Origin of the sequence: Marivita sp., from assembly GCF_020055635.1 — a bacterium.
Classification (GTDB): Bacteria; Pseudomonadota; Alphaproteobacteria; order Rhodobacterales; family Rhodobacteraceae; genus Marivita.
Genome location: NZ_JAIPUT010000005.1, coordinates 133,395 through 157,863 on the forward strand (window position 1 = coordinate 133,395; position 24,469 = coordinate 157,863).

The 24,469-nt window shown below is 63.7% G+C and carries 23 protein-coding genes and 1 pseudogene; 13 read left to right on the forward strand and 11 right to left on the reverse strand.

Annotated elements, in window-relative coordinates:
* Nucleotides 1–90 precede the first annotated feature (90 nt).
* Nucleotides 91–567, forward strand: coding sequence for a tetratricopeptide repeat protein (locus tag LCF60_RS04580; RefSeq protein WP_292289988.1), 477 nt, complete (start codon nucleotides 91–93; stop codon nucleotides 565–567).
* 63 nt (nucleotides 568–630) lie between these two features.
* Here LCF60_RS04580 and LCF60_RS04585 read toward each other — a convergent pair whose 3' ends face one another.
* From LCF60_RS04585 to LCF60_RS04615, 7 genes are all read right to left on the reverse strand, one after another.
* Nucleotides 631–1,038 carry a hypothetical protein gene (locus LCF60_RS04585; RefSeq protein ID WP_292289960.1) on the reverse strand — a complete coding sequence of 136 codons (408 nt, stop codon included), beginning with the start codon at nucleotides 1,036–1,038 and terminating at the stop codon, nucleotides 631–633.
* Between the two features lie 498 nt (nucleotides 1,039–1,536).
* Nucleotides 1,537–2,595: a TRAP transporter substrate-binding protein DctP gene (dctP, locus tag LCF60_RS04590; protein ID WP_292289962.1), complete on the reverse strand. Its 1,059-nt coding sequence runs from the start codon at nucleotides 2,593–2,595 to the stop codon at nucleotides 1,537–1,539.
* Nucleotides 2,596–2,653: 58 nt separating this feature from the next.
* Nucleotides 2,654–3,943 (reverse strand): TRAP transporter large permease, encoded by a 1,290-nt coding sequence (locus LCF60_RS04595; protein WP_292289963.1) that lies wholly within the window; start codon nucleotides 3,941–3,943, stop codon nucleotides 2,654–2,656.
* Between the two features lie 4 nt (nucleotides 3,944–3,947).
* Nucleotides 3,948–4,526 (reverse strand): TRAP transporter small permease subunit, encoded by a 579-nt coding sequence (locus tag LCF60_RS04600; protein ID WP_292289965.1) that lies wholly within the window; start codon nucleotides 4,524–4,526, stop codon nucleotides 3,948–3,950.
* A 72-nt stretch (nucleotides 4,527–4,598) separates the two neighbouring features.
* Nucleotides 4,599–5,105, reverse strand: coding sequence for a flavin reductase family protein (locus tag LCF60_RS04605; RefSeq protein WP_292289967.1), 507 nt, complete (start codon nucleotides 5,103–5,105; stop codon nucleotides 4,599–4,601).
* Between the two features lie 8 nt (nucleotides 5,106–5,113).
* A complete protein-coding gene (locus tag LCF60_RS04610) occupies nucleotides 5,114–6,001 on the reverse strand; it encodes an aldo/keto reductase (RefSeq protein ID WP_292289968.1) in 888 nt (295 codons plus the stop codon).
* Nucleotides 6,001–7,155, reverse strand: coding sequence for an LLM class flavin-dependent oxidoreductase (locus LCF60_RS04615; protein WP_292289969.1), 1,155 nt, complete (start codon nucleotides 7,153–7,155; stop codon nucleotides 6,001–6,003). Before LCF60_RS04615 ends, LCF60_RS04610 begins: the two co-directional genes overlap by 1 nt.
* Nucleotides 7,156–7,240: 85 nt before the next feature.
* Between LCF60_RS04615 and LCF60_RS04620 the strand changes: the two genes are divergently transcribed.
* The 6 genes from LCF60_RS04620 (at nucleotide 7,241) to LCF60_RS04645 (ending at nucleotide 17,275) form a co-directional block, all read left to right on the forward strand.
* Nucleotides 7,241–7,942 carry a GntR family transcriptional regulator gene (locus LCF60_RS04620; protein WP_292289971.1) on the forward strand — a complete coding sequence of 234 codons (702 nt, stop codon included), beginning with the start codon at nucleotides 7,241–7,243 and terminating at the stop codon, nucleotides 7,940–7,942.
* A gap of 62 nt (nucleotides 7,943–8,004) precedes the next feature.
* Entirely contained in the window at nucleotides 8,005–9,099 is a 1,095-nt protein-coding gene (locus LCF60_RS04625) for a Gfo/Idh/MocA family oxidoreductase (protein WP_292289989.1), read from the forward strand.
* 220 nt (nucleotides 9,100–9,319) lie between these two features.
* The gene (locus LCF60_RS04630; protein ID WP_292289972.1) at nucleotides 9,320–12,460 is read left to right on the forward strand and encodes an Ig-like domain-containing protein; all 3,141 of its coding nucleotides are present in this window, start codon (nucleotides 9,320–9,322) and stop codon (nucleotides 12,458–12,460) included.
* Between the two features lie 82 nt (nucleotides 12,461–12,542).
* Complete coding sequence (locus LCF60_RS04635) at nucleotides 12,543–13,874, forward strand: TolC family protein (RefSeq protein WP_292289973.1); 1,332 nt, start codon at nucleotides 12,543–12,545, stop codon at nucleotides 13,872–13,874.
* 56 nt (nucleotides 13,875–13,930) lie between these two features.
* Entirely contained in the window at nucleotides 13,931–16,090 is a 2,160-nt protein-coding gene (locus LCF60_RS04640; RefSeq protein WP_292289990.1) for a type I secretion system permease/ATPase, read from the forward strand.
* Nucleotides 16,091–16,093: 3 nt separating this feature from the next.
* Nucleotides 16,094–17,275 (forward strand): HlyD family efflux transporter periplasmic adaptor subunit, encoded by a 1,182-nt coding sequence (locus LCF60_RS04645; protein ID WP_292289975.1) that lies wholly within the window; start codon nucleotides 16,094–16,096, stop codon nucleotides 17,273–17,275.
* A 349-nt stretch (nucleotides 17,276–17,624) separates the two neighbouring features.
* On the opposite strand, the gene dtd is transcribed toward LCF60_RS04645, so the two are convergent.
* From dtd to LCF60_RS04660, 3 genes are all read right to left on the reverse strand, one after another.
* Nucleotides 17,625–18,068 carry a D-aminoacyl-tRNA deacylase gene (gene dtd, locus LCF60_RS04650; RefSeq protein ID WP_292289976.1) on the reverse strand — a complete coding sequence of 148 codons (444 nt, stop codon included), beginning with the start codon at nucleotides 18,066–18,068 and terminating at the stop codon, nucleotides 17,625–17,627.
* Nucleotides 18,069–19,031 (reverse strand): acetyl-CoA carboxylase carboxyltransferase subunit alpha, encoded by a 963-nt coding sequence (locus tag LCF60_RS04655; protein WP_292289977.1) that lies wholly within the window; start codon nucleotides 19,029–19,031, stop codon nucleotides 18,069–18,071. It abuts the gene before it with no gap.
* Between the two features lie 76 nt (nucleotides 19,032–19,107).
* Nucleotides 19,108–19,704 (reverse strand): LysE family translocator, encoded by a 597-nt coding sequence (locus LCF60_RS04660; RefSeq protein WP_292289978.1) that lies wholly within the window; start codon nucleotides 19,702–19,704, stop codon nucleotides 19,108–19,110.
* A 142-nt stretch (nucleotides 19,705–19,846) separates the two neighbouring features.
* Between LCF60_RS04660 and LCF60_RS04665 the strand changes: the two are divergent.
* From LCF60_RS04665 to LCF60_RS04675, 3 genes and pseudogenes are all read left to right on the forward strand, one after another.
* A pseudogene (locus LCF60_RS04665) lies at nucleotides 19,847–19,957 on the forward strand (Lrp/AsnC family transcriptional regulator); the annotation flags it as partial.
* Nucleotides 19,958–20,063: 106 nt separating this feature from the next.
* Nucleotides 20,064–20,222 carry a hypothetical protein gene (locus tag LCF60_RS04670; protein WP_292289979.1) on the forward strand — a complete coding sequence of 53 codons (159 nt, stop codon included), beginning with the start codon at nucleotides 20,064–20,066 and terminating at the stop codon, nucleotides 20,220–20,222.
* A 105-nt stretch (nucleotides 20,223–20,327) separates the two neighbouring features.
* Nucleotides 20,328–20,807, forward strand: a complete 480-nt coding sequence (locus tag LCF60_RS04675) for a lytic transglycosylase domain-containing protein (protein ID WP_292289991.1) — start codon at nucleotides 20,328–20,330, stop codon at nucleotides 20,805–20,807.
* A 57-nt stretch (nucleotides 20,808–20,864) separates the two neighbouring features.
* Here the strand turns inward: LCF60_RS04675 and LCF60_RS04680 are convergent, their stop codons facing one another.
* Complete coding sequence (locus tag LCF60_RS04680) at nucleotides 20,865–21,824, reverse strand: L-malyl-CoA/beta-methylmalyl-CoA lyase (RefSeq protein ID WP_292289981.1); 960 nt, start codon at nucleotides 21,822–21,824, stop codon at nucleotides 20,865–20,867.
* A gap of 259 nt (nucleotides 21,825–22,083) precedes the next feature.
* On the opposite strand from LCF60_RS04680, the gene dgcN reads away from it, so the two are divergent.
* The 3 genes from dgcN to LCF60_RS04695 form a co-directional block, all read left to right on the forward strand.
* On the forward strand, nucleotides 22,084–23,085 hold the full coding sequence (gene dgcN, locus LCF60_RS04685) for an N-acetyltransferase DgcN (RefSeq protein ID WP_292289983.1): 1,002 nt from the start codon (nucleotides 22,084–22,086) through the stop codon (nucleotides 23,083–23,085).
* 75 nt (nucleotides 23,086–23,160) lie between these two features.
* Entirely contained in the window at nucleotides 23,161–24,123 is a 963-nt protein-coding gene (dgcA, locus tag LCF60_RS04690) for an N-acetyl-D-Glu racemase DgcA (protein ID WP_292289984.1), read from the forward strand.
* A gap of 12 nt (nucleotides 24,124–24,135) precedes the next feature.
* Nucleotides 24,136–24,469, forward strand: a 334-nt coding sequence (locus LCF60_RS04695) for an aminotransferase class IV (protein WP_363318383.1), incomplete at its 3' end; no start/stop codon positions are given.

Here is a 24,469-nt window from a genome sequence, read left to right on the forward strand (position 1 = left end):
CTGATCGGCATCGAAGGCGATGAAATCCTCGGCTGTGATCGGCTGCGCCAGTGCCGCCGGGGCGGTGACCAGAGCTATGAGCAGACCCAGATGACCGTTCTTCGCAATCTTGCCCTGTGTCTCGTGCTGGCCACGCCCGCGCTGGCCGATATCGAAGACGCGCGCGACCTGATGGAAGACGGTCGCTTTGACGAGGCGTATGACGCGCTCTGGCCCGCCGCCCGGTCGGGCAATGCCGAGGCCGAGGAACTGATCGGCGTCATGTATGCGCTGGGGCTGGGGGTCGATCAGGACTATGTCCGTGCCTTCGACTGGTACTTGCGGTCCGCCATGAAGGGCCACCCCGGCGCGCAATCGGGCGTCGGCTGGTACTACGAGACCGGCCTCGGCCTGCCCGCCCCGGACCTCGTGCGCGCGTTCCTGTGGTATCAACTCAGCACCATTGGCGGCGACCCCGACGCGGCCATCTCGGTCGAGGAGGTGGTCAGGAAGATGACGCCGGATCAGATCGAACATGCGCAACGGCTCGTGGATGACTACCGGGTCTGGCTCTACCCGTTTCGGTGAGTGTTGCGGATCGGGTTAGCAGGGGCAAGTGGCGGGAGTGTGGCGGCGCGAAAAGTCGGCCTCTCAGGCCATGATCGGCCCCGCCAGGCATCGGGCAATGGCGGCATCGACATTGTGGAACCCCTGCTCGACAGAGTGATCGTCCAAAGCGGTCAGACGAATCTGAAACGTCTTCTCGGTGCCATTCCTGCATGTGACCGTAACCGTTCCGTTCTGCAACGGACCTTTGAATGTCACCGTCGCATCGACATCCGGCGGGTTGGTCAGGTTGTCCGCGATGCGCCGCGCAGCGGCCTGTCCGGTCGGATCAAGCAATCCGCGCCGACCCAGATCAACCTCGGCCTGCCGAAATCCCGTGGCCTTGGGGCTTCGGTCATAAAGCGTCGCCATCGGAAAGCGTTTCATGGCGTGGGTCGGCCAGATCTGGAAAAGCTGACCGTCTCCGGTGATCGCTATGGCAGGCTTCGACATGGCGGTGATCCTTTTCAATTCATTGCTTCAATGCACCGACCATGCACCAGAATCGGTTTTTTGCGAAATATTTGCCTCCGGAACCGTAGGGTGCGTGATCTCACGCACCTTTCCATCACGAAAGACCGCGGTGCGTGATCTCACGCACCCTACGGCTACACCCATCGCTCGCCCCATTTCCCACCTGTTAATCACCCTTGCCGCATACCCCACGCCACAAAGCGCTTTGAGCGGGAAGGGTCACTCCCATGCCGCGACACGACACTGACACTTCTCTCATATGCCGGAAGGCTGACCTTGAGAGACCGGTCTTTACAGGCTCCGGCACCCCCGGAGCACAGGTCGCCCGTTCAATCGGGGATTTGAGAGAACCGTCAGGCCCAACGGGGCGGCGCCGCTTCTTCTCTGACAATCACGGGCCGGGCCATGCTCCGGCACCTGCCCACGAAAAAGGCCCCGGAGTTTCCTCCGAGGCCCCGTCATGCATGCCGAAACGGATCAGTTCAGGTCGGCTTCGTATTCCGCGGCCAGATCGGCCTCGGCCTCTTCCACCGCCGTGGTCAGCGCTTCAAAGATTTGCGGGCCCCCTTCGACATTCTCCTGGAACCAGTCGAACACCGGCGACGCGGCTTCGCGGAAGGCCTCTTTTTCTTCCGGTGTCGGCACATACAGGTCACCACCGCCGGCGACGAACTCCTCGTAGGCCTGGATCGACTTGCGCTTGGGTGACGCGAATGTCGCCTGCTGAAGCGCGGCAAAGCCGTCAACAACGACGCGGCGCAGGTCTTCGGGCATGGACAGGAACTTTTCGTTGTTCATCACCCAGATCGCACCCATGTAGGCGTGGCCGTCCAGCGTCAGGTATTGCAGGCCCGCATCCGGAAACTTCATGCCCATGATATCGGTGATGCCGTTCTTCGATCCATCCACCACACCTGTCTGGAGCGAGGTGAACAATTCCGGCCAGCTGATCGGCGTCGGGGAGGCGCCCAGCACCTTGACCAGTTCCTGCGGCAGGTCGGCGACCACGGTGCGGATTTTCAGCCCTTCGAGGTCGGAGGGCTGTGCCACCCGGCGCTGCGTGTTGGCGAAGTTGCGCCAGCCGCCGGTGTTGCCGATGGTCATGATGCGGATCGTGTCGCCGCTGTCCTCGAGCGCCATGTCGCGCATCGTACGGGTGAAATCGCCCGACAGCACGTGTTCCGCGACGCGGTCATCCGACATGAGATACGGCAGATCCAGAACCTGGACGTAGGGGAAGATGCCGGCCGCGCCGCCCGAGGTGGTCACGAACACGTCGATCGACCCGTCCGCGACACCCTGAAGGCACTCCGCGCCGCCCGAGCACAGCTGCGTGCCGATGAAAAGCTCGACCCCGATGCGCCCGTTCGAGGCGTTCTCGACATGGTTCTTGAAGACGACGAGACCATCGTAATCCTCGTCATTCTCGTTCGAATTGGCGGTCGCGCGGATGGTGAAATCCTGCGCCGCTGCGGTGATCGCGCTCCCGGCGAGCAATGCGGCTGTCAGCGCCGCTGTGGTAAGACCTTTGAGCATTGGTATTCTCCCTGTTGCTTCCTTGGGTCGGTTACACGGGTCCTGTGACCCGCAGATGTCAGTCCGCAAACCCCGTGAGGCGCGGAACGGTCATGGATATTTCGGGGATGAAGGTGATCAGGAAGATCACGATGATTTCAATGGCCAGGAACGGCAGGATCGCCTTCGAGATGGTCTCGACCCGTTCGCCCGACACGGAAGAGGCAACGAACAGCACCAGCCCCATCGGCGGTGTGGCCAGCCCCACGGTCAGGTTCACCGACATGATGATGGCGAAATGGATCGGATCGACACCGAGATCGACAAAGATCGGACCGAGGATCGGACCAAGGATGATGATCGCGGGACCGGCATCGAGGAACATGCCGACGACGAACAGAAGAAGGTTGATCAGGAACAGCAGGATCAATGGGTTCTCGCTCAGTCCCAGCACGAACTCGGCGAGGATTTCCGGCGTGTGCGACAGCGACACCACTGTCTTGAACGCCATCGCCGCGCCCACCAGCAACAGCACCGTGGCCGATGTCATGGCGGCGCGCATGAACACGTCGGGCAGATCGCCCAGCCTCAGGGTGCGCAGGATGAACATGCCGACGATGATCGCATATCCTACGGCAACGGCGGCGGCTTCGGTGGGGGTAAAGACACCGCCAAGGATGCCGCCGAGGATGATCACCGGCGTCATCAGCGGGAAGAAGGCCTTGAGCGACGCCTGGCCGCGTTCCCCCCAGCTTGCCTTGCTGCGCGACGCGGGGAAGTCATAGCGGTCGGCCTGGAACTTGACCATGATCATCAGGCCCAGACCGACCAGGATGCCGGGCACGATGCCCGCCAGAAACAGCGCGGCGACCGACTCGCCCATCACGTAGGCGTAGATGATCATGATGCCCGAGGGCGGGATGATCGGGCCGATGACCGAACTGGCGGCGGTGATCGCGGCGGCGAATTTGCGGGTGTAGCCCTCTTTCTCCATCGCGGGGATCAGCATGGACCCCAGCGCCGATGTGTCGGCCACGGCAGATCCCGACAGCCCGGCGAACAGCATCGAGGACAGCACGTTCACATGCGCCAGACCGCCGCGGAAATGGCCCATCATCGCCTGGCTGAATTCCACCAGCCGCATGGTGATGCCGCCCCGATTCATCAACTCTCCCGCCAGCATGAAGAACGGGATCGCCATCAGCGGGAAGGACGCCATGCCATTATAGACATTGCGATAAAGCAGGATCAGGTCACGGTCCTGACCATTGAGCCAGAGCAGGATGCCGGGGGCTGCCAGCATGCCGAAGAAGACCGGCAATCCGATCATCAGGAACAGCAGGAAAAGGGGAAGAAACCAGACCAGCATGGGATTACTCCACCGTCAATTCGGCATCGAGGTTGGAGCGCAGGCGGTCTTCCCCTCCGGCCAGCGTGATGAGATTGCGTAGAACCAGTTCGATATTCACGATGAACAAGAGGCACAGCCCGGTGACAAGTGATGCGATCTGCCAGGAATTGGGCATCTTCACCCAGCCATCCGGCGACGGATACTTGAGCGAGGCGCTCTTGAACTTGCCGGCAAGGCTGGTCATTTCGCCCAGACCCATCTGCGCGCCGATGAAAAGCACCAGCCCCGAGATCAGCAGCAGCACCAGCGCCAGCACGGCCGCGCCGCGTTTGGGCAGGGCAGAGGACAGGATCTCGAGCGCCACGAACCCGCCGCGCCGATAGGCCGAGGGCGCAATGGCGGCGGTCATCCAGAGCATGAGAAAAATCGCCAGCTCTTCTGGCCAGGGCAGGGCATTGCCCAGCACGTAGCGACAGAAGACCTGCAGAAGGATGGCGCAGACCATCAGGCCGATGGCAACGACGGCGATCCCGCGACCGATGCGCAGAACAATGTCGTTGAACACCTGGAATGGGGTCAGAAGCCCCAGCAAAATGGCCATCCCTGGCCTCCTCCCTTGTCCCCCACCGGCCTCCTCGCCGATGGCCCCGATTGTTGATCTTGTCGGGGCGGTCTATGTCGGCTCAGTAAACCCTCCGTAACGTCCGCTGTAAAACAAAAGCGGCGCGCCTTCGCGTGTGGTCACCCTGCTGACCTGCGCGATCACGATGGAATGGTCGCCGCCGTCATGTTCTGCCACCTTGGAGCATTCGAACCGGCTCAGGCAGTTGCTCAGAAGGGGCACGCCCCGTGCGCTCTTTTTCCAGTCGAACTGGTCGAAGGCGTTGCCTTCGCGCGCAAACGCCTGGCACAGGTCCGCCTGATCCGCTCCGACGACATGGATCGCAAAATGGTCCGCCGCCATGAAGAACGGATAGCGGGTCGATGATTTGGCCGGGCACCACAGCACCAGCGGCGGATCGAGCGACACGGAGGCAAAGCTGTTCGCGGTGATGCCCAGCGGTCCGTCACCAGCGTCGCAGGTCACAACCGTGACACCGGTGCCAAAACGGCCAAGGGCCGCGCGAAAGTCGCGGGCGTTGTCCTGCGCGGGGTCAAAGCTGTGTGTCAAGGCGTTCATCGCTGTTCTCAGGCCACTTCATGGCCAAGGGCGTGGGTGTAGAGGTCAAACCATGTCTCCCGGTCGATCTGTATCTTGGCAGCATCGCCGATGCGGGCGACACGGTCCAGATTGTTGGTGCCGAGGACAGGTAGAATGCGGGCCGGATGCGCCAAGAGCCAGGCCACCGCAACGGCGGCTTCATCGACGCCGTGGTCGTCGCCGACGGTCTTGAGCGCGGTGCGCAGGGCCGCGTTCTTCACGTCAAAAAGCGCACCACCGCCAAGCGGCGACCATGCCATCAACGGCTGGCCATTCTTCTGGTGGAAGGCGATGTCGCCATTGGTGAAGGGCGCGTGATGCAGCAGGCTGATCTCGATCTGGTTGGTGACCAATTGTGTCTTCATCGACGCCTGCAACAACTCCCAATCCCAGGGGCGGAAATTCGACACGCCGACGGCGCGCACCTTGCCTGCCTCGACAAGCTCGTCAAGCGCCGCGCCGGTCTCGCAGGCATCCATCAACGGGTCGGGACGGTGGATCAGCAAGAGGTCGATATGGTCGATCTTCATCAGCCGCAGCGAATGCTCGACCGAGGCCATGATATGTTTGCGGCTGGTGTCGTAATGCTTGACCTTCGCGTCCGAATAGCGGCCCACCGGAGCCACGATATCGCATTTGCTGACGATCTCGATCCGGTTGCGCAGTTCCGGTGTGAGCGCGGTTCCCAGGATCTCTTCGGCCTCGTAACCGCCATAGATATCCGCCTGATCCATGGTCGTGATGCCCTGGTCGAGGCATGCGCTGATCTTGTTGCGGATATGGTCCACACTGGTGTCGGCATCGTCGCCCAGGCGCCACATGCCATAGACAAGGCGGCTCATTTCGAGGGCTTCGTTCAGCTTGACACGATCCATTAGCGACGGACTCCATTTCCAAGTGGGGTTGCGGGGGTGCCGTTCGGCAGGCGCCCATACGCTTCGTTCAGTTGTACGGTTTTCAACTGCGGCAAAACGCGGCTGCCGAAATGACGGCATTCGTCAATGTGGGGATAACCTGACAGGATGAATGCGCGGATGCCCATCTTCTGGTACTGTTCCAACTCGCTGAGCACCTGATCGGTGGACCCGACCAGCGCCGCACCGCAGCCCGACCGGGCACGGCCCACACCTGTCCACAGATGCGGTTCCACGAACCCCTCCATGTCGGCCAGTTCGCGGTTTTTCGACTGGTGCGACACGCCCAGCGACGTCGCATCCAGCGCGCGGTCGCGGATCGTCTTGCCCTGGTCGTCGTCCAGCTGGCTGACGATGTGCTGCGCGTATTCGCGGGCTTCGGCCTCGGTGTCGCGGACGATGACATGCACGCGCAGCCCGTAATCCAGCGTGCGGTCATAGCGTTCGGCAACGGCGTTCACGTCCTTCATCCGCTGGGCAAGCTGATCCTTGGGTTCGGGCCACATCAGGTAGACATCGCAATGTTGACCGCAAAGTTCCAGCGCGGCGGGGGAATAGCCGCCGAAATACAGCAGCGGACCGCCGGTCTGGTACGGCTTGGCGGGATCGGTGGTCAGGCCCTCGAAATCGTAGACGTCACCCTTGTAGGTGATCTCGTCCTGCGTCCAGGCCTGTTTGAGGATTTCGACGACCTCTCGGCTGCGCTGGTAACGCAGGGCGCTGTCCTCTTTCTCGCCCGGAAAGTCCGACGAGATGATGTTCACCGTCAGCCGCCCCTCGAGCATGTGATCGAGCGTCGAGATGGTCCGCGCCAGCATGATCGGTTGCATCTCACCACAGCGCACGGCGGCCAGCATGTTGATCTTGTCGGTGATCGGCGCACAGCCGGCGACAAAGGACAGCGTGTCCTGACCCACCTGGTAGGACGAGGGGCAGAGGATGTTGCGGAAACCTTGCGCTTCGGCCTCTTTCACGATGGAAGAGCAATGCGCAAAGCTGGAGCGCAGCTTTCCGTCCGGCACGCCAAGGAATTCGTAATCGTCCGAGCACAGCGCCGCGAACCACGAGACCTCGACCGCGTCGAGGTCGGGAGAGGTGATCGGCACGATGGTCATAAGGTGTCTCCGGAAGGCATCATTTCCTCTTGCGTAGCACCGTCAAAAATGTAGATCAATAGTGTATCAATTCTTGGTGCGAGAAATGTCCGATACCCACGCCCTGCCGAAATATGTCCAGATCAGCGAATTGCTGATCCGGGATATCCAGGCTGGGCGGCTGGTGGATGGCGAACGCCTGCCACCCGAGCGGGACATGGCGGCCAACCTCGGAATCTCTGTCGGAACGCTGCGCAAGTCGCTGGAGGAACTGACCGCGCTGGGCCTGCTGGATCGGGTACAGGGGTCGGGCAACTACATCTGCGCGCAAGAGGACACGCAATCGGTCTACGCGTTTTTCCGGGTCGAATTGATCGAAGGAGGGGGCTTGCCCACGGCAGAGCTCTTGTCGGTGGACCGGCTTGCCAAGCCTGACGGCTTTCCGCCCTTCGGTGCCTCAGACCAGGGGCACCGGATCCGGCGGTTGCGGCGTCTCAACGACGTGCCGGCGGTGCTCGAGGAGATCTGGCTGGACGGGTCCTACACCGATGTGATCGACGTCGAGGCGCTGCGCGAGTCGCTCTACCTTTACTACCGGGAGTCGCTGGGGCTCTGGATCACCAAGGCAGTGGACCGGCTTGACCTGGCCGCGGTGCCGGAGTGGGCACCGCCGACCTTTGGCCTGTCTGCCGGTCAGCCCTGCATGCGGGCGACGCGGGTCAGCCACGGCCCCGAAGGCGAGGCCGCCGAAGCCTCGTGGAACTGGATCAACACGGACGTCGCGCGCTACGTCGCGCGCATCACATGAGCCGCGCCACGCCGCGCGCATCACACAAGGTGCGCCCAGTCGCGCACACCACCTGAAGGGCAATCATGAAGACTATCAACTACGGAATCATCGGATGCGGCATGATGGGCCAGGAGCATCTGCGCAACATCGCCTTGCTTGACGGCGCGCGCGTTGCGGCGATCTTCGAACCGGACGAGATCATGGCGGCGGCGGCGAAGGCGATCGTGCCGGATGCCATGCTCCATGCGTCGATCGAGGATCTGTTGGCCCGCGATGATCTGGATTGTCTTCTGGTTGCCAGCCCGAACCATTGCCATGTCGATGCTCTCGAGCAGATCGCGGAACTGAACCCGCTGCCCCTGCTGATGGAAAAGCCGCTTTATACCGACCCGGCCGATCTCGCGCGGGTCGAGGCGATCGCCGCAGTCTACCCGGCGCCGATCTGGGTGGCGATGGAGTATCGCTACATGCCGCCGATCCAGATCTTCGCCCAAGAGGTGCAGCGCGCCACCGGCGGGGTGAAGATGCTGACGATCCGCGAGCACCGGTTTCCCTTCCTGCACAAGGTGGGCGAATGGAACCGGTTCAACCGCAACACCGGTGGCACGCTTGTGGAAAAGTGCTGCCATTTCTTCGACCTGATGCGGCTGATCCTTGGCTCGGACCCGGTGCGGATCACCGCCAGCGCCGGGCAGGAGGTCAACCACCTGGAGGAAACCCATGATGGCCAGGTGCCCGACATCTGGGACAGCGCCTATGTGATCGTCGATTTCGCCAATGGCGCGCGGGCGATGCTGGAATTGTGCATGTATGCCGAAGGCTCGCGCTATCAGGAAGAGATCACCGCCGTGGGGCCGAACGGCAAGATCGAGGCGCTGGTGCCGGGGCCGGGCCGGTTCTGGCCGACCCATCTGGGCGCCTCGCCGGTGCCGCAGGTGATCGTCAGCCCGCGCAATCCCAAGGGGCCGCAGGCTGTGGATATCCCTGTGGACCCCAGGATTCTCGAGGCCGGGGACCACAACGGCTCGACCTTCTACCAGCACGCGCGGTTCCTTGACCTGGTGCGCAATGGCGGGGTTCCGGAGGTGTCGATCTTGGACGGCGCCTGGGCTGTGCGGATGGGGCTCGCGGCCCAGAATGCCGCCTCTACGCACGCCGTGATTGCCCGGTTTTAGCCGCATTTTGACCGTAATTTTCTCGCAACACTTTGCTTGCAAGGGGAAAAAAACGAAATTTCGCCACAATCAATGCTTTGACCAATGGTTTTTCTGTTCTATCGAAAGATAGAAAAAAATAAGCCGAACCCGAAGACGGGCGGCCCTGAGGTAGAGCGGTGTAGTTATGAATGCGATTAATTTCGTTGTCCGTACAGGTACGGGTGCAATCGAACGTGGTGTGGTTGGTGCAAAGGATCAGGGGTATCTGATCGACGCCGCAAATGGCCGCGAAATTTCTCTCAACCTTCACAGATCGGACCTGCGCGGCTATGACCGCGCCGGGAATGACCTGCAGATCACGCTCGCTGATGGGCGGGTGATCGTGCTTGAAGATTACTTTGGCGCAGACGCGTCGAGCCGCTTGTTCCTCAGCACCGAAGGCGTGCTGAGCGAGGTGGCCTTTGCCGAAGGCGACGGCGGCGCGCTGTTTGCGCAATACGGCGATGTCGCGGCCTGGGGCAAATGGAGCCCGGACGACGCGCTCATCTTCTTTGACCGCGCCGAAGTGGTGGCGGGAGATTTCGTCGCCGCCGAGAACGAGGGCGGGGTGTCGATGCTGGCGGCCGGTCTTCTGGCCGGCGGCGGCATGTTGCCCTGGCTGGCAGGTGGAGCGGCGGTCGCGACCGGAGCCGCGGTAATCGGCGGAAATGGCGATGGCGGTGGCGGCCTTGTCGGCAATGACGGCGACGGCGGCGGACCGAAACCTCCGACGGTCAACGATGGCGAATACGTGATCGGTGGCGACGGGCTGACCGACGAGGACCGGACCGTCCTGGTCAGCGGCACGGCCAACGAAGGCGACACCGTCGTTGTCGTGATCGGCGACAAGACCGGGACCACCACAACCGGGTCGGACGGCACCTGGGACGTGATCTTCACCGGCCCGGATTTCCCGGCGGATGGCGAGTATACCGCGGATGTGACGGTGACCGGCGAAGACGGTGACACCGATCTGGTCGGTCCGGACATCCTCATCGACACCACGCCGCCGCCTCTGGCGATCACAAGCGGCACGACGGCGACCGGCGAGATCATCACCGACATCGAATTCGACGGTGGCGCGACGGTGACCGGCACCACCGAGATCGGTGCGACCGTGGTCCTGATCGCGGGCGGCGTGAGCCATGTCGCCGATGTCGACGCGCAGGGCAACTGGAGCGTCACGCTGACCAGTTCGACCTTCGAGCGCGGCGAATACATCGCCGACATCCAGGTCATCGCGACCGACAGCTTCAACAACTCGACCACGGTCAATGACGGCATCGAGATCGACACTGTCTCGGGTGTGACGATCAACACCGCAACCATCGAAACCGACGGCATCATCAATGCCGATGAACGCGGCGACGGGGTGCAGATCACCGGCACGACCGATATCGGGTCGTCCGTCGTGGTGGAAATGAACGGCTACAGCCGCAGCGCCTCTGTCGATGCGCAGGGCAACTGGTCGGTGACGTTCATCGCGACCGAGATCCCCGTGGGCGAGCAGGACTTGACGATCAATGCCGCCGCGACCGATGGCAACGGCAATGTCAGCGAGGCGTCCGGCGAGGTTCGGCTCGATACCTGGGTGCGCAATTTCGACATCACCAGCCAGGCAGGCGGCGCCGATGGCATCGTCAATGCCGAAGAGGCCGCACTGGGCATGACCGTGACCGGCACCACCGAACCGGGGGCTTCGGTGTCGGTGACGCTGGGGGGCTTTTCCCGCGAGGCCAGCGTGGATGCCGCGGGCAACTGGACCGCGACCTTCCTTGCCGGCGAACTGCCGGCCGGCGAACAGACCGCGACGCTCACCGCCAGTTCCACCGACATCGCGGGCAACACCGCCGTCGAGACCCGCAGCGTGATCTTCGACACAGATGCGGGCCTGCTGACGATCAGCCCCGAAGCGGTCGAGACCGACGATATCGTGAACGAGGTCGAAGCCTCGGACGGGGTGATGATCACCGGCACGTCGACGCCGTTCCAGATGGTCGACGTGATGCTGGACGGTGTCTCGAAGACCGTGCAGACCGACAGCTTCGGCACCTGGCGCGCGACTTACGCCGCCGGCGAGATCCGCCCCGGCGAATACGAGGCGCAGATCACGGCCCATACCGTCGATGCGGCGGGCAATGAACTGACGCGCTCCGACACCGTCATGGTCGACACCTTCGTGCGCAATTTCGCCGTGAGCCCGAACCCCGTGACAGCCGACAATATCGTGAACGACGCCGAACAGGCACAGGGCGTCACGCTGAGCGGGACAACCGAACCGGGTGCGACGGTCACTGTTGTGGTGGCAGGCGTGAGCCGGGCGGCGAACGTGGATGCAAACGGCAACTGGACGGCCAGCTTCTCGGCCTTCGATCTGCCGGATGGCACCTACACGACAACGGCCCAGATCAGCACCGAGGATCGCGCCGGCAACACTGCGACCACCTCCAAGACGTTCCAGGTCGATACCGAGGTCGTGCCGCTCACCTCGTCCAACCAGCCGGGGGGCAGCGATGGCGTGGTCAGCGAAGCAGAATCGGCGCAGGGCTTTACCCTGACCGGCCAGGTCGAACAGGGCTCGAGCGTCGTGGTGACGATCGCGGGCCGGCAGATGCAGGCGCAGGTCAGCGCAAGTGGCGCATGGTCGGTGGCGGTGCCCGCCAGCGTGATCCCCACGGTTGATGGTGAAAACGTCTCAATCCAGATCGCGGCGACGGACCGGGCGGGCAACACCAAATCGATCTCGGAGACCATGGTGGTGGACAACGTGGCCCCGGATGCACCGGACATGACCGCGATCACCTGGGACCAGAGCCAGGCGGCGCGCGGCATCATCCTCGAGACCACGGACAACGACGTGGTGATCGAACGGGTCGGCAACGCAGGGTCGCAGAACGTCGGGTTCAACGCTCAGGACAACAGCGCTCTGGGGGAAACCACCTTCACGTTCAACAACGTTGTGCCGGATGGATCGCACCTTGTGGTGACGGCCACCGATGGCGCGGGCAACAGTTCGGGCACCTACGTGGTGCTGGACGATCCCAATACCAGCCAGAGCAACGTGAACCTTGCAGGCAATATCGGCGGTCGGGAAATCGACACGATCGACCTCGAGTTCACCGAGGAAGCGACGCTGACCATCACCGAGGCGCAGATCGTCGCGATCACCGGCGAGGACAACACGGTCAAGGTGCTGGGCAACTCGGACGAAACCGTCCGGATCGCCGGTGCCACGCGCACGGGATCCCGGTCCGAGGACGGGACAAATTTCAACGTCTACGAGCTTGGCGACGCAACCGTGCTGATCGACGACGACATCAACACCGTCTCAACCATCTGAAGAGGATCGTATCGTTCGGGCCGTCGCGGTGACGGCCCGAGCCCCGACACAAAAAGAAGCCAAAGGCGGGGGCTCGCAAGACATGAGACAGACGACAGGAGCCATGGCAGGGGCTCTGCTGGCGGTAACGGCGCTTTCCGGATGTATGCAGGACATGGGCGCCGGGACCGTGTCGCGGTTCCTGTCCGCCCAACTGGACGCAAATACGGACATCGCAGGCGAGACACAGACAGCCGCACCCATGGAGGTCACGACGCAAGAGGCGTCACCGATCATTGCAGAACTGGCATCGCGACAAAGCGTTCTGACGCCCGGCAGCGCCTATGCCCAAGTGGCCGAAGGTGTGCTGGCCGCCGATGCGCGCGTCGCCGAAGCCGAGTTGCAGGTGGCGCAACTGCGCGCCGAGGCCGCGTCCAAGAACTGGTGGCCAACGATTTCTCCGCGCATCACGCTGACATCGCTGGGCGATCTGGTGGCCGACCTGGTGATCAACCAGGTGCTGTTCGACAATGGCCGCAAGAAGGCCGAACGCGATCTGGCCAGGGCGGATGTCGAACTGGCCGCCGTGGCGCTGTCGGAAAGCAGCAATGACCGGGTTCATGACGGGCTGGTGCTGTACCTACAGGCCGAAGAAGGCCGCGCGGCGGCGGATCTCTATGGTCAGGCGCTGAAGGATATGGGCCGGTTCGAATGGGCGATGAACGAGCGCGTCAAAGGCGGTGTATCGGATTTCTCGGACCTCAATGTGCTGAAACAGAAACTGGCCGATCTGCGGGCCCGTGATGCCGCGGCGCGTGAAAAGACCACCCGCGCCGTGGCGGAACTCAACGCAATGTCGGCGGTGTCGCTGGCGGACCAGCGCGGTTTGCACGGGATGGGGGCCACGCCTGCAACCCAGTCGCTTGACGTGCTGCGCGCCAGGGTCGACCGTGATCGGCAATTGGCGCAGGCCAAGATCGCCCGCGCGGCGCATCTGCCGGGCCTGTCCGCCGGGGGCAGTGTGCGCAATGGCGGCGAAGGTCTGGCGCTGAGTGTCAACACTGAACAGATGCTCGGCATCGGCACAGGTGCCTCCTTGCAGGCCATCGAGGCCACCAAGATCACCGCTGACCGCAAGGTGACCGAGGCCGAGGATATCTCGCGCCGCGCCATAGAGGCCGATCAGCGCAGCATCGCCGCTTTGACGCGGCAGGCCGCCGAGGCCGAAGGGCTGACGGCGCAGGCCAAGACCAATCTCGACCTGTTCCAGCGCCAATATGATGCGGGCACGCGTCAGGTGATGGATGTGGTCAGCGTCTACGAGACTTTCCTGAGGGCGCTTGAAAAACAACTCGACCTGAAATTTCAGGCCGCACGTGCCGAACTGGACGCAGCCAAGCGATTGGGCGTTCTTGCCGATGGAGCAAAAATTTGAGCGGCGTCAACAACATCACCCTTCTGTCGGGACGCGCAAAGAACGCGGTCCTGCGGATGGTCCCGCAGGGGGTCAAGCCTGCAAATGAACCCAAACGCGCCCCGCGCTATTCCGACCGCGTCCGCGCCCGGACCGAGCTGATCCGCACCTATGCGGGCCGTCTGGGTCTGACCACGGTGGCGAGCGACATCACCGAGGCCATCAGCCTGCATCAGGACGCCAACGGGCTGGTGGGGCAGGACGCGCTGATCGCCGGGGCCAAGGCCGCCGGGATGCTGGCGCAGGGGCTGCATGTGCCGCGCCCGACACCCGATCATTGGCCGGCGATTGCGCTGATGACCAACGGGCAGGCGGTGTTGGTCCTGTCACAGGATCGCATGACCCTGACGATCTGGGACCCATCGGCCAAAGGCAAGACCGAACGCGTGGACGTTGCGGAATTCGCGCCCTTCTACAGCGGCGTTCTGGTGCGCGGTGAAGCGCCGGTTCAGACGCTGGTGGACACGCATACCGACGCAGGAGAGAAGGCCCATTGGTTCTGGGGCAGCTTTTCCAATTACCGCCGCCAGTTCGGCGAAGTCGCGCTTGGGTCTTTCGTGGCGAACGTGCTGGCCCTGTCGGTCGCGCTGTTCTCGCTTCAGGTCTATGACCGGGTGATCCCGCATCAATCCTCGGCCACGCTCTGGGTGCTGGCCATCGGTGCGGCGATGGCGCTCATGCTCGAGGCGTTTCTCAAGGTGGCACGCTCCACGCTTCTGGACGGGGCTGGACGGCAGATCGAAACCGGTGTCCAGCAGACATTGCTGAACCGGCTCTTGGGCATGCGGTCGGATGCGGCCGGGCGGTCGCCCTCGCAGCTTTTCGCCTCGATGCGGGAATTCTCGTCGGTGCGCGAGTTCTTCACCGCGGGCACCGTGGGCGCGTTGGCAGACATTCCCTTTATCGTGCTCTTCCTGCTGATGGTCTGGTCCATTGCAGGCAGCGTGGTCTGGGTGCTGGTCGCGGGTGCGCTGCTGATGGTGATCCCGGGGTTCTTCCTGCAGAAGAAGATGATCCGCATCACCCGCGAAATGCAGGGTGCCTCCACCAAACAATCGCGGCTGCTCAATGAGACCGTGACCGAACTGGACACGATCAAGACCCAGCGCGCCGAAGACCGCTTTGCCCGCCAGTGGGAAGAGCTGACCTCGGTGCAGGCGCTGAAATCGTCCGAACAACGCCGCTTGGCCGCAGCGCTCACGTTCTGGAGCCAGGGCGTGCAGCAGGCGACCTATGTGGGGGCCGTGATCGCGGGCACCTACCTTGTCTTTGCGGGGGAATTCACGGTTGGGTCGATCATTGCGGTGGGCATTCTGACCTCGCGGACGCTGGCGCCGCTGACGCAGCTTTCGGGCATCATGGCACGCTGGGGCAACGTCAAGGCTGCGCTCGATGCGCTGGACGGGATTGCCGACCTGCCGCAGGACCGTCAGGAAGACCGCAAGTACCTGCGTCGCGAAACGCTCGAAGGGCGTTTTGAGCTGCGCGAAGTCACCTTCCGCTATGATGCCGAAAGCCCCTCGGTTCTGGATATTCCGAGCCTCGTGATCCAGCCCGGTCAGACGCTGGCCATCCTGGGCACCAACGGGTCTGGCAAATCCACGCTGCTCAAGCTGCTGTCGGGTCTCTATGCGCCGACCTCCGGGTCGATCCTGATCGACGGCACCGACATGAACCAGATCGACATGCGCGATATCCGCCGGTCATTGGGGTATCTGGGGCAGGACGTTCGGCTGTTCCACGGCAACCTGCGTGACAACCTGAACCTCAACATGATGGAGCGCGACGACGACCGCCTGTTCGAGGCGCTGGATTTCGCCGGGCTGGGCCCCTTCGTCAAGGGCCACCCTCAAGGGCTCGACCTGCCCATCCGGGACGGGGGCGAAGGCCTGTCCATGGGGCAACGGCAATCCATCGGCTGGGCGCGGCTGTGGCTGCAGGACCCGGATGTGTGCCTGCTGGACGAACCGACCGCCGCACTGGACCAGACGCTGGAAAAGACGCTGATCTCGCGGCTTGAGACCTGGCTGGCCGACCGCACGGCGATTGTCGCCACCCACCGGGTGCCGATCCTCGCGCTGGCCGACCGCACCAGCGTGCTGGCCTCTGGACGGCTGGTGGTCGATGGCCCGCGCGATCAGGTGCTCGATCACCTGCGCACGGCGCAGGGGGCGTAGGCGATGGCGGTCAGCACAACCGATCTGTCCTCGCAGCTTGGCCGCCGTCTGCGCGGCCCGTCGATGGTCATCTGGCTGTCGGGGGCGGCGGTGTGGCTGTTCCTGATCTGGGCGGCCTATGCCTGGATCGACGAGATCGTGCGCGCCGAGGGGGAGTTCATCTCGACCTCGCGGCCGCAGATCATCCAGAACCTCGAAGGCGGCATCCTGTCGGAACTGCTGGTCAAGGAAGGCGACGAGGTGTTGCAGGGCGACGTGCTGGCCCGTCTTTACGGCACGCAGTTCCGGTCCTCGGTGGACGATCTTCAGGACCAGATCACCGCGCTGGACATCCGCCGCCTTCGGATCGAGGCGGAAATGGCCGGTCTTGTTCAGTTCGAGATTCCGTGGGAACTGCGCGAGCGCAACCCGGACATGGCGGCCTCGGAACAGGCGCTCCTGGCGGCCCGGCAGCTTGACTTCAATTCCCGCCATGACGGCGCGCGCCGGGTGCTGGCTCAGGCGACACAGGAAAAGGAGTTGATGGAAAACCTGCTGGACAAGAAGGTCGTCGCCCTGATCGAAGTGACCCGCGCCCGCCGGGCGCATGCGGATGCGCAGATCAAGATGGACGAGATCATCACCCAGACCGAACTCGACCGCGCGCAGGATTATTCCGAGACTCTCAAGGAACTGGCGACCCTGCGCCAGAACCTGCGCGCCTCGCAGGACCAGTTGACCCGGACGGTTCTGGTCAGCCCGATGCATGGCGTGGTCAACAAGCTGGGGGTCACCACCATCGGCGGCGTGGTGCGCCCGGGTGAAGAAATCCTGCAGATCATCCCGCTGGGCGAGGAGCTCTATGTCGAGGCCAAGGTCGCGCCCGAGAACATCGCCGGCATTCGCCCCGGCCAGGAAGCGACGATCAAGCTGTCTGCCTATGACTTCACCATCTACGGATCGCTGAAGGGCCGCGTCGACGTGATCTCGGCCGACACATTCAAGGACGACCGCCGCCCCGAGGCCCCGGCGCATTACAAGGTGACCGTGCGGGTCGACAAGACGTCATTGACCGACCGCCAGCGCCAGCTCGAGATCCGCCCCGGCATGCAGGCGACGGTCGAACTGCACACCGGCGAAAAGACCGTGCTGCAATACCTGCTGAAACCGCTCTACAAATCCCGCGAGGCACTGCGCGAACCCTGAGGACAGGCCGGGCTGCGCCCGCCCTGGCAGGATGTCTCGCCTGCGGCTCGCGCGAATGGCACCGTGACGCGGAAGAGGACCACACGCGTCTGGCGGCCATTGCGTTTGCATATTTGGAAAGAGAAGAAGCCGGCAAGATCCACCCCGCCGCGCCCCGGCCTCGATCGGCTCACAAAAGACGCGCGCGGGGCTTCTCCTCTTGCGGTCATCGGCATGCCTGCCTGTACCGCCCCGTGTTCTTGCCACATCAAGGTTAATCGCCCGTAAAGAGAGGCGCGCGATCCCCTGCTTCTTCTCTTTCCAAATATGCAAAAAAACGCGCGGGCGATGCCAGGGGCCTTGTCTGGCGTCACTCCGCCGTGTCGATCCAGATCGTGACCGGCCCGTCATTGAGCAGCCGCACCTTCATGTCCGCGCCGAAGCGGCCCTTGGCAACGGGAATGCCCTGCGCCGCCACTCGGCCGGCAAAGGATTCGTAGAGTCGGTTGCCGTCTTCCGGGGCGGCGGCGGCCGAGAAGCCCGGCCGGTTGCCGCGCGACGTGTCGGCGGCGAGGGTGAACTGGCTGACGATCAGGGCGCTGCCACCGACATCCAGGACCGATCGGTTCATGCGGCCGTCGTCATCCTTGAAGATGCGCAGCTTGGCGATCCTGGCGGCAAGCTTTTCGGCCTGGGCCTCGGTGTCGCCCTGCATGGCGCAGATCAGGACCAGCAGGCCGGCGCCGATCTCGCCAAGCACCTCGCCCTCGACGCTGACGGAGGCCTCGGACACACGCTGGATCAGGGCGCGCATCTACGCGGCCAGGCCCTTGCTGCCGATGGCAAGGAACTTGCGGCGGCGGTCGGTGACGAGTTTCTTCGGCGTCTTGTCGGACAGGTCCTTGAGCATGGCGCGCAGGGTGGTGCCGACGGCCTTGATCGTCTCGTCACGGCCGCGATGGGCGCCGCCCAGCGGTTCCGGGATCACCTGGTCGGCGACGCCGAGATGAAGCAGGTCCTGGGCCGTGAGGCGCAGCGCTTCGGCGGCCTCGCGCATCTTCTCGGCGTCTTTCCACAGGATCGACGCGCAGCCTTCGGGCGAGATCACCGAATAGACCGAGTGTTCGAGCATTGCCAGGCGGTTGGCGGTGGCGAAGGCCACCGCGCCGCCCGATCCGCCTTCGCCGATCACGATCGAGATCACCGGCACGCCGATCTGCAGGCACTTTTCGGTCGAGCGGGCGATGGCCTCGGACTGGCCGCGTTCTTCGGCGCCCTTGCCGGGATAGGCGCCGGGGGTGTCGACCAGCGTGATCACCGGCAGGCCGAAGCGGTCGGCGAGATCCATCAGGCGCACCGCCTTGCGGTAGCCTTCGGGGCGGGCCATGCCGAAATTGCGCTTGAGGCGGCTTTCGGTGTCGTGGCCCTTTTCGTGGCCGATCACCACCACCGGCTGGTCGTCGAAGCGGGCAAGCCCGCCCATCACGGCGTCGTCGTCGGCGAAATTGCGGTCGCCGGCGAGCGGCGTGTATTCGGTGAACAGCGCCTCGATATAGTCCTTGCAATGCGGCCGTTCGGGGTGGCGGGCGATCTGGCATTTCCGCCACGGCGTCAGTTTCTTGTAGAGATCCTTGAGCAGGGCGCTGGCCTTGGCGTCGAGCGCGCGGGCTTCGTCCTCGATGTCCATCTCGTCGTTCTTGCGCGCCATCGCGCGGAGTTCTTCGGCTTTGCCTTCGATCTCGGCCAGCGGTTTTTCAAAATCGAGATAGTTCGTCATGATCAGAGGTCGCCCTGTTGCCCTTGGCTGGCGGTGTATATGGCCGTGCGGGCGGGGATTTGCAATCAGATGTGGCTCAGGTCCAGATCACCGGGATCAGCGACGCCACCAGGAGTGCCGCCATCGCCCAGTTGAAGACGCGCAGGCGGTTGGGGCGGTTCAGGATGCGGCGCAGTTGTTGGCCGAGGACCGTCCAGCTGGTGGTGGAGATGCAGCCCATGGCGACATAGGTGCACGCGACCCAGAGCACGGCGGCCAGATCGCGTCCGGTGGCGTAGAGCGTGATCGCGCCGAGCGCCATGGACCAGGCCTTGGGATTGACCCATTGGAATGCAGCGGCTTGCAGGAAGGTGAACGGCGTGCCGCCGGCTTTCGGTGTGTTGTCGGGTGGGGCGGCATTGGCGATGCGCCAGGCGAGGTAGAGCATGTAGGCCACCGACAGCCCCTTGAGGATGGTGTAGGAGAGCGGCCAGAGGTCGAAGACCTGCATCACGCCCAGGCCCACGGGCAGGATCATCAGGGGGAATCCGAGCCCCACGCCGAGCATGTGCGGGATCGAACGCCGAAAGCCGAAATTGGCCCCAGAGGTCATCAGCATCAGGTTGTTCGGCCCGGGCGTGATGACGGTGACGAGGGCGAAGCCTGCGAGGGCGAGAAGGAGATCTGGTGTCATGGGGCGCAGTATGTGACGAGGTTTGCGCCTTTTTGTTGTGAATATGCGGTCACTGCAAGTCGTCTGGACAACAAATGACGGACCTTGATCGTATCGACCGCCGGATATTGCGCGTTCTGAGGCGGGAGGGCCGGAGGCGGTGGATCTGGTGGTCTACAAGCCGTTCCACACGGGAGTTCCGGGAGGGCTGCCCCGGGTCAACGCGATCACGTCCTGCGTGGTGATGGGGTCGCCCGAGGATGACCGCGCGTAAGATATGCAGTGCCTGCATGGCGAGGCTGTGATGACCGCTCTGGTGTCGGCGGCGCGAGGGCATAGATTGCCTGATACGGGAGGGACACAAGACTTGGAGTCGTCCGATGACAAAGCAACTATCCGTCACACCGAAACGCGTCGCCCCGCAAGAGGCGCTGCATCTTCTGACCGAAGCCTGGGCGTATTACACGCCGGTCCCGAAGCTGGTGACAGAGCGGAGCAGCCAGCCGTCTCCGGTGTTCGAGGAATATTACGCGGCCTGACGGGTCGTCCGTGTCGATGGCACGCCTTGGGCGGAGGGCCGCCGATCCACGTTTGACAGGATTGCCTTGCGGCGGAGTTCGTCGCAAGGCTTTCGCATGAAAAACATGCGCCGTCTGAGTTTGGGCCTGGTTGCAGCAATCGGCCTGGCCGGTTGTGCTGCCACGCCGCCGCCCGAGCCCGTGGTCTCGTCGCGGAACCTCTATCCCAACGAAACGCCCGAATTGCGATCGCTGATCGTCGAGGCCGCGGCCGAAAACGAGGTGCCGGTGTCGCTTGTGCAGCGGGTCGTGGTCCGGGAAAGCACGCACCGTCCCGAGGCGCGGAACGGTCCGTATTTCGGGCTGATGCAGATCCTGCCGGCAACCGCCCGGTCGATGGGGTTTCGCGGTGCCCCGACAGACCTTCTGGATGCAGAGACCAACCTGAAATACGCGACGCGCTATCTGCGCGGCGCCTGGATGGTGTCGGACGGAGACGAAGCCGACGCGGTGATGTGGTACGCGCGCGGGTATTATTACGAGGCCAAGCGGCGCGGGCTGGTGGCCGAGACCGGCGTGGACGGGCGCAAGGCCTGGTCGGACTAGGCAGGCCAGTTTCTTCGTACGAAGAAACTGACCGTGAGAATTTTCGTACGAAAATTCTTATTGCGCGGAAATCATTTCCGATTGGCGGACGATGACCTCGGCCTGTTTGATCGAGGCGATATCGACCAGCCGGCCCTTGTAGACCGTGGCACCTTCGCCCTTGGCCTTGGCCTCTTCCATCGCGGCCAGGATCTCGCGGGCCTCGGTCACCGCGTCTTCGGTCGGGGTGAAGACCTCGTTGGCCAGCGCCACCTGTTTGGGGTGGATCGCCCATTTGCCGACCATCCCGAGGGTTGCCGACCGGAGCGCCTGGGCGCGGAAGCCCTCGTCATCCGAGAAATCGCCATAGGGACCATCGACCGGCAGCACGCCATGGGTGCGGCAGGCGGCGACGATGGCGGTCTGCGCCCAGTGCCACGGGTCGGACCAGTGCTTCTGACCCTCGTGCAGCATGTAGTAATTGGCCTGCGTGCCGCCGATGCCCGTCGTCTGCATGCCCATCGAGGCCGCGAAATCGGCGGCACCGAGGCTCATCGCCTCGAGGCGCGGCGAGGCGGCGGCGATGTCTTCGACATGGCTGAGGCCGGCGGCGGATTCGATGATCACCTCGAAGGCGAGCCGCTTGGCCCGGCCCTTGGCGGCCTCGACCGCGCTGACCAGCGCATCGACGGCATAGAGATCTTCCGCGCAGCCCACCTTGGGGATCATGATCTGGTCAAGCCGGTCGGGCGCGCGTTCCAGCAGGTCGACCACGTCGCGATACCAGAACGGGGTGTCGAGGCTGTTGATCCGCACGCTGAGCGTCTTGTTGCCCCAGTCGATATCCCCGATCGCCTGGATGATGTTTTCGCGGGCGCTGTCCTTGTCGGAGGGGGCGACGCTGTCTTCGAGATCGAGATTGATGACATCCGCCTCGGATTTTGCCATCTTTTCGAAGATCGCCGGTCGGGATCCCGGGCCGAAGAGTTGACAGCGGTTCGGACGCGCGGGCGCGGCGGGCTGGATTCGGAAGGACATATGACGCCTCTTGGTAAGGATGTTTCGCGTGGTGCCCTTCTGGAGTTATGAAATTGCGCGTCTTTCTGCAAGTGCATTTTGCACCTGCGGAATCGCCGCTGCCGTGCAGCATGAGGTGGAACTGCAAGAATCTTCGAAGGCGGCCTGGTTTTTCGGGCAAATTTTGTGCAATTTGCAGCAAAATCGACGCGTGAGGCGATGCAATTGATGCGCCGGGCTGTCATTCTTCCATCAACACAGGACATGTCAGGGGGCCGTGATGATCAAGACACCATATCTGCTGTTTCTGGGCGACGCACCGGATGGATTGGCCGCGAAAGTGGCGCAGGGGATCAAGGACTGGCGTCCGGAGAACTGTGTCGGGCAATTCCGGATGGAGGGCTGCAAGGCCGATCTGGGGCTGGCGGACATGACGCTTGCCGAAGCCAGGGACGCGGGCGCCGAAACTCTGGTCGTGGGGGTCGCCAATCGCGGCGGCAAGATCAGCCAGGCCTGGAAGAAGGTGCTCGTGACGGCGCTGGAAGAGGGGTTCGACCTGGCCTCGGGGCTGCACAACCTCCTGCGCGACGAGCCCGACCTGGTGGCGGTGGCCGAGGCCACAGGGCGCAGCTTGCATGACGTACGGGTGCCCGAGGTCGAGTATCCCATCGCCGATGGCGTCAAGCGCAGCGGCAAGCGGGTTCTGGGGGTCGGTACCGATTGTTCGGTGGGCAAGATGTATACCGGGCTGGCGCTGGACAAATCCATGCGCGACCGGGGCATGAAAAGCACATTTCGCGCAACCGGGCAGACGGGCATCCTGATCACCGGGGACGGTGTGCCGCTGGATGCGGTTGTGGCGGATTTCATGGCCGGCTCCATCGAATGGCTGACGCCGGACAATGACGCCGACCACTGGGACGGGATCGAGGGGCAGGGCAGCCTGTTCCACGTGTCCTTCTCGGGGGTGACGCTGGCGCTGATCCATGGCGGCCAGCCGGATGCGCTGATCCTGTGCCACGAGCCGACGCGGACGCATATGCGGGGGCTGCCGGGCTATGACCTGCCATCGCTGGAGGCGCTGCGCGACATGGCGCTGCCGCTGGCGCGGGTGGCCAATCCGGACTGCGTGGTGGCCGGGATTTCGATCAACACGCAGCATATGGGCGAAGCCGAGGCGGTGGCGTATCTCGAGGAGCTGGAAGACCGCATGGGACTGCCGGCGGTGGACCCGTACCGTCATGGGGCGGACCGTTTGGCCGAGGCGTTGGCGGCGCTCTGATATCGCCTGGCGTTGCGCCTCTGGCGGCGGCGTGTTTGCATATTTGGAAAGAGAAGAAGCGAGGGGGGCGGGCCCATGATCGAGGTGACGCGCGATGTGTTCCGGCTGGCGCAGGTCTTCACGATCTCGCGCGGGAGTCGGACCGAGGCGAAGGTGCTGACCGTGCGGGTGACGCGGGAGGGCGTGACCGGCCGGGGCGAATGTGTGCCTTACGCGCGGTACGATGAGACATTGGAGAGCGTCCAGGAGCAGATCCGGTCCTTGCCCGAGGGGATCGACCGTTTGGCGCTGCAAGACGCCCTGCCCGCCGGGGCGGCGCGCAACGCGGTGGATTGCGCGCTTTGGGATCTGGAGGCCAAACAGGCTGGGTGCCACGTCTGGGAACTGGCAGGGCTGCCTGCTCCGGGGCCTGAGGTGACGGCCTATACCTTGTCGCTGGACACACCCGAGGCGATGCAGGCGCAGGCGGCCAAACATGCGCATCGGCCGCTTCTGAAGATCAAGCTGGGCACGCCCGATGACATGCCGCGCCTTGAGGCAGTGCGGGCGGGGGCGCCCGACGCGCGGATCATCGTCGATGCCAATGAAGGCTGGTCGGCGGAAGTTTACGCCGACCTGGCGCCACATCTGCTGCGACTGGGGGTGGCGCTGGTGGAGCAGCCCTTGCCCGCGGGCGAGGATGACGCGCTTCTGGGGGTGGACCGGCCTGTGCCGCTGTGTGCCGATGAAAGCTGCCATGACCGGGGGTCCCTGCCTGCGCTCAAGGGCAAGTATGACATGGTGAACATCAAGCTCGACAAGACCGGGGGGCTGACCGAGGCGCTGGCCCTGCGGGATGCGGCGCGGGCCGCGGGCTATGACGTCATGGTCGGCTGCATGGTGGGATCGTCGCTGGCGATGGCACCTGCCGCGCTGGTGGCGCAGGGAGCGGCGATCACGGACCTTGACGGGCCGCTGCTTCTGGCCGAAGACCGCGAGGAACCATTGCTGTTTGACGAGGCCGGTGTGCATCCCTCGGGACCCGGTCTTTGGGGATAAGGAGATCCACCCATGACCCGCACCGTGTATGTGAACGGAGAGTACCTGCCCGAGGACGAGGCGAAAGTGTCGATCTTCGACCGGGCGTTCCTGATGGCGGACGGGGTCTATGAGGTGACATCAGTTCTGGGTGGCAAGTTGATTGATTTTGCCGGTCATGCAAAGCGGTTGGAGCGATCGCTGAACGAACTCGAGATCAAGAAACCGGCAGTGTTCGACGATCTGCTCGAGGTTCATCGCGAACTGGTCAAGATGAACGGGATCGAGGACGGTCTGGTCTATCTGCAGATCACGCGCGGATCCGATGGCGACCGCGATTTTGTCTTTCCCGACCCCGAGACGACCG